Source organism: Streptomyces niveiscabiei (assembly GCF_001419795.1).
In the GTDB taxonomy this organism is placed as follows: domain Bacteria; phylum Actinomycetota; class Actinomycetes; order Streptomycetales; family Streptomycetaceae; genus Streptomyces; species Streptomyces niveiscabiei.
Map to the genome: position 1 here is coordinate 1 of NZ_LIRL01000911.1, position 4,819 is coordinate 4,819.

The 4,819-nt window shown below is 72.3% G+C and carries 5 protein-coding genes and 1 pseudogene; 2 read left to right on the forward strand and 4 right to left on the reverse strand.

The features are described 5' to 3' along the window. Positions 1 to 87: 87 nt before the first annotated feature. Genes AOK24_RS36760 through AOK24_RS36770 form a run of 3 tightly spaced genes read right to left on the reverse strand, consistent with a single transcriptional unit; the run spans position 88 to position 2,954 of the window. Positions 88 to 1,278: a sensor histidine kinase gene (locus AOK24_RS36760; protein ID WP_240554290.1), complete on the reverse strand. Its 1,191-nt coding sequence runs from the start codon at positions 1,276 to 1,278 to the stop codon at positions 88 to 90. Between the two features lie 12 nt (positions 1,279 to 1,290). After that, positions 1,291 to 2,052: an ABC transporter permease gene (locus AOK24_RS36765; protein WP_055724290.1), complete on the reverse strand. Its 762-nt coding sequence runs from the start codon at positions 2,050 to 2,052 to the stop codon at positions 1,291 to 1,293. Beyond that, positions 2,049 to 2,954 carry an ABC transporter ATP-binding protein gene (locus AOK24_RS36770; protein WP_055724294.1) on the reverse strand — a complete coding sequence of 302 codons (906 nt, stop codon included), beginning with the start codon at positions 2,952 to 2,954 and terminating at the stop codon, positions 2,049 to 2,051. The genes AOK24_RS36765 and AOK24_RS36770 overlap by 4 nt, the downstream gene beginning before the upstream one ends. A gap of 183 nt (positions 2,955 to 3,137) precedes the next feature. Between AOK24_RS36770 and AOK24_RS48000 the strand changes: the two are divergent. Next, positions 3,138 to 3,239: pseudogene (locus AOK24_RS48000) on the forward strand (DNA-binding response regulator); the annotation flags it as partial. Positions 3,240 to 3,270: 31 nt separating this feature from the next. On the opposite strand, the gene AOK24_RS36780 reads toward AOK24_RS48000, so the two are convergent. Further along, a complete protein-coding gene (locus AOK24_RS36780) occupies positions 3,271 to 3,873 on the reverse strand; it encodes a TetR/AcrR family transcriptional regulator (protein WP_055724292.1) in 603 nt (200 codons plus the stop codon). Positions 3,874 to 3,939: 66 nt separating this feature from the next. Between AOK24_RS36780 and AOK24_RS36785 the strand changes: the two genes are divergently transcribed. After that, positions 3,940 to 4,746, forward strand: coding sequence for a class I SAM-dependent methyltransferase (locus tag AOK24_RS36785; RefSeq protein WP_055724293.1), 807 nt, complete (start codon positions 3,940 to 3,942; stop codon positions 4,744 to 4,746). The last annotated feature ends 73 nt before the right edge of the window (positions 4,747 to 4,819 follow it).

Consider the following 4,819-nt stretch of genomic DNA (forward strand, 5'->3'; position numbering starts at 1 on the left):
GTGATGCGCAGAAGCGTCGCGGACAGCTCATCGTGGAGTTACTCCACCACCCCGTTGACGGTTAACTCGGCCCGTACGCCCGTGCGTTCACCCCACTCCGCGACCGTGCCCTTCAGCGCCTCCGGCAGCCCCGCTTCGGCGAGCGCGACCGGCGCGGGGCTGCCGGAGGCGCTGAAGGGCACGGTCGCGGAGTGGGGCCGCGACGCTCCTGCGCATCACCCAGGAGGCCCTGTCGAACGCGGCCCGGCTCGCGCGCGCGTGCCGGGCCGCGTTCGACAGGGCCTCCTGGGTGATGCGCAGGAGCGTCGCGGACACCTCGTCGTGGAGTTGCTCCACCACCCCGGTGACGGTGAACTCGGCCCGTACGCCCGTGCGTTCACCCCACTCCGCGACCGTGCCCTTCAGCGCCTCCGGCAGCCCCGCGTCGGCGAGCGCGACCGGCGCGAGGTTGTGCACCGAACGCCGGGCCTCGCCCAGACTGTGCCGGGCGAGGTCCATCGCGCGGACGGTGTGCTCGCGCGCCGCCGCCGCGTCCGGCGTGTTCGTCACGACCTGGAGCTGGGCGATGATGCCGGTCAGGCCCTGCGCGATGGTGTCGTGGATCTCGGCGGCGAGGCGTCTGCGCTCGTCGGCGACTCCCGCTTCCCGCGCCTGGACGAGGAGTTGGGCGTGCAGCGCGGCGTTCTCGTCGAGGGCCTGCTGGAGCGCGGCGTTGGTGCGTTCCAGTTCGGAGATGGTGGCGGAGCGTTCGACGGCGCGGCGCGCTTCCTGCTCGGTGAGGTGGGCGATCACCGCCTGGAGCGCGAACTGGAAGAACAGCAGCGCCATGAACACGGCCCACTGGCCGATGTTCTTCGGCGGCAGCCCGCCGGCCTGCGCGCCCGCCACCGGGACCGCGCTGGCGAACAGCCCGGCCCTGCGCCATCTTCCGGGGAGCAGTTCGTCGGAGTCCATGTAGCCGGTGGCCGCGTAGAACGCGAAGAACGGGTTGAGCAGTGTGAGGGCGAAGGCGAGCGCCCAGCGCAGGACGTAGTACGCCGTCCCCGCCGGGGTGGGCGTCCGGCCCCGGTCCGGGCGGCGGTGGCGCGTGGTGTGCCACCACAGCTGGAGCAGGAGCGCGACGACGACCAGGCCCGCCGCGGTGTACCGCGCGGCCGGGCCCGCCGTCAGCTCGGCGGCGATCGTCGCGAGGACGACGCTGATGCCGAGCATCCCGTAGGGACCCCAGACGTGCAGCTGCTCCCAGCGCAGGTCGATCTGCTCGTCCTTCGAGGTCATGCGGCCAGTCTCCTACTCCCAGCGGAACCAGCGCGCGGCGGCGCCCGTCAGCAGCACGATCCACGCGACCAGCACGCCGAGGTGGCCCCAGCCGGGCCAGTCCCCGGCCGCCGCCTGGTTCAGGGCCTCGGCCGCCGCGCCGAACGGGGTGTAGCCGACGGCCGTCGCGAGGCCGTGCGGCATCGTCTGGACCGGCATCCACACGCCCGCGCAGAACATCGACGGGAAGAACACGGCGGAGCCTATGGCGCCGGCGACCTTCGTCGTCCTGGACAGCGCGGAGATCACGGCGCCGAGGCCGAGCGCGGCGCACAGGGTCAGCAGGAGGGCGAGCGCGTAGCCGAACGGCTGCCTCGGCAGCGTGACGTCGAACGCGAGGCGGCCGACCGTGAGCGCCAGCACGGACGAGGCGAGCGCGGCCGTGCCGTACATCACCATCTGGGCGGCGAGCAGCGCGGACGGCCGTACGGGGGTCGCCGACATGCGGCGCAGGATGCCGCGCTCGCGGTAGCCGGTGAGGGTCTGCGGCATCGACTGGAGGCCGCCGACGATCAGCCCCAGCAGCACGGCCACCGGCACGTACGCGTCCACGGGCCGCAGGCCGCCGAAGGAGTCGTCCGGCTCCCGGAACGAGGGGATCGAGCCGAGGATCACCAGGAGGAGGGTGGGGAAGAGGAGGATCCAGAAGTGGGCGGCGGGTTCGCGGCGGAAGAGGCGGAACTCGGTCTTGACGACAGCGGCGTTGACGGTGGGGGTCGAGAGCCCGGTGCTCATGCCGGCACCCCTTTCGTGAGGTCGAGGAACGCGTCGTCCAGCGTCGCGTCGGTGACGCGGAGCTGGTGCGCCGTGACGTGGCGGCGGGCGAGGAGGGTGATCACGGCGTTGACGGTCTCGTCGGTGCCGGAGAGGGTGAGGCGGCCGTCCCTGTGCTCGACGGAGGCCAGCCCCGGGAGGGCGGCGAGGTCGCCCTCGTCGAGGGGCGCGGAGGGGGTGAAGCTGATGACCGTCGCGCCCGCCGAGCGGCGGATCAGACCGGCCGGGGTGTCCAGGGCGGCGACCCTGCCCTTGTCGATCACGGCGATCCGGTCGCAGAGGCGCTGGGCCTCCTCCATGAAGTGCGTGACGAGCAGGACGGTCACGCCGTTCGCCCGGATGTCCTCGATCAGCTCCCACGTGTCACGGCGGGCGCGGGGGTCGAGGCCGGTGGTCAGCTCGTCCAGGACGACCACCCGAGGGTTCCCGATCAGCGCCAGCGCGATGAACAGGCGCTGCTGCTGTCCCCCGGACAGCTTCGCGAACCGGGTCGTCAACTTTCCGGCCAGCCCGAGCCGTTCGGCGAGCGGGCGCCAGTCCGCCGGGCGCGTGTAGAAGGACGCGTACAGCTCCAGCGCCTCCCGTACGGTCAGCTTCGCCTGCAACTCGCTCTGCTGAAGCTGCGCGCCGAGCAGCTGGGCCACCTTCTCGTGCTCGGCGACCGGATCGAGCCCGGCGACCCGGACCCGGCCCCCGTCCGGCACGCGCAGCCCCTCCACGCACTCCACCGTGGTGGTCTTCCCGGCCCCGTTCGGGCCGAGCACCCCGAAGATCTCCCCCTCCTCGACGGCGAAGGAGACTCCGTCCACCGCCCTGTGGGCGCCGTACGTCTTGCGCAGATCCGTGACTTCGATGACGGGCATGCGTCCAGCGTCCCGGACCGCCCCCACCAGCCACATCGGCCGAAGAGCCGGACCCCGCCTCATCCATTCACCCGTTCGGCATCAACCGATCGGCTGATGCCGAACGAGCGAACCGGCGGGCCTCAGGGGCGCACGACCCTGACCGCGAACGCGAGAACGACGACCACCCACACGGTCATGAGGGCCGCCGTGAAGACCCATCTCGCCCGCCTCTACGCCAAGTTGGGCGTCAACGACCGGGCGGCGGCGGTCGCGGTGGCGTACGAACGGAAGATCCTCGGCTGACCCGCGCGGGTCCCTCAGACCTGTGGCGGAGTCAGCTCGACCGTCGCCGCACGGCGTCAGTGAGCGCCGTGGTCACGAGCTTGGCGACGGTCGCCATGGCCGGTGGACCGAGGGCGCGGTCCGTGAACAGGAGATGGGCGCCCCCGACCAAGGAGAGGGTGAGCGAGTCGAGGTCGGCGTCGGCCGAGACGCGGCCTGCCGCGCGCTCGTCGGCCAGGTAGCCGGAGACCGCGGCCGTGATCTGGGCGAGGATCGCGATCCCTCCTGCGGGCCTGGCCTGCCGCAGCCGTGCGCGCAGCTCGGTGCGGAAGGTGACGAGCGGGATGATCGCCAGGGGAACGGGCCCGAACATGGCGATCAGCGCTTCGGTGAGGTTGTCGGCCACGTCGCCGGTACCGACGGACTCGCGGAGCGCCTGAGCCTGCGTTTCGAGCTGTGCGGCCCGGTCGAGCACAAGCTCGGTGAGGAACTCGTCGAAGTCGGCGAAGTGCCGGTGCAGGACGCCTTTGGCGCAGCCCGCCTCGTCGGTGACGGCCCGGCTGGTCAGCCCGTTCGGGCCGGCCCGCAACAGCACGCGTTCGGCGGCGTCGAACAACTGCTGCCGCGCGTCACGAAGATGCACACCGGTCGGCACCCGCTGATCCTCTCGTACCCCTGCGCACCCATTGGCTTGTGGGCGCCCGCCCACTAAGGTGGGCGCATGCCCACCTTACCGCGAGAGCAACCGCATCAGGCCCGACAGGTGGCCGAGTCCTTCGGCACGGACGCGCAACGCTACGACCAGGCCCGACCGGGCTACCCCGACGACCTGGTGACGCGCGTCGTCACCAGGAGCCCGGGACCCGACGTGCTCGACGTGCTCGACGTCGGCTGCGGCACAGGCATCGCGGCCCGCCAGTTCCAGGCCGCCGGCTGCACCGTACTTGGCGTCGAACCGGACGCGCGGATGGCCGACTTCGCCCGAGTCCGTGGCCTGCCGGTCGAGGTGGCGACCTTCGAAGCCTGGGAACCGGGGAGCCGGACGTTCGACGCGGTGATCGCCGCCCAGTCGTGGCACTGGGTGGACCCGGTCCCCGGTGCGGTGAAGGCGGCCCGGGTGCTGCGTCCGCACGGACACCTGGCGATCTTCGGGCACGTGTTCGAACCGCCTGCCGAGGTGGCCGAGCCCTTCGCCACCGCTTGCCGTCGGGTGGCGCCCGACTCCCCGTTCGCCGGTCAACCGGCGCGACGTCCGCTGGACTTGTACCGAGCGGGGTACGCGAAGATCGCCGACACGATCCGGGGGACCGGGCGGTTCGACGGCCTGGAGCACTGGCAGTTCGACTGGGAGCGGTCCTACACGCGCGACCAGTGGCTGAACCTGCTCCCCACCACCGGCGGCCTGACCCGGCTCCGCCCCGATCAACTGGCCGAGATCCAGGGCGCGGTCGGCGAGGCCATCGACGCGCTGGGTGGCCGCTTCACGATGCCCTACACCACCCTGGCGACCGTCGCCGTACGATCCTGAGCGGCCTTGCCGCACGGTCGTCCGGTGCACGGATGCCGCTCACGTTCCCCCCTCAGTCCGCCCCCGCCCGCTC

Coding starts and splice junctions, on each gene's coding strand:
- AOK24_RS36760 (WP_240554290.1), bottom strand. CDS start 1,278: ATGACCTCGAAGGACGAGCAGATCGACCTGCGCTGGGAGCAGCTGCAC.
- AOK24_RS36765 (WP_055724290.1), bottom strand. CDS start 2,052: ATGAGCACCGGGCTCTCGACCCCCACCGTCAACGCCGCTGTCGTCAAG.
- AOK24_RS36770 (WP_055724294.1), bottom strand. CDS start 2,954: ATGCCCGTCATCGAAGTCACGGATCTGCGCAAGACGTACGGCGCCCAC.
- AOK24_RS36785 (WP_055724293.1), top strand. CDS start 3,940: ATGCCCACCTTACCGCGAGAGCAACCGCATCAGGCCCGACAGGTGGCC.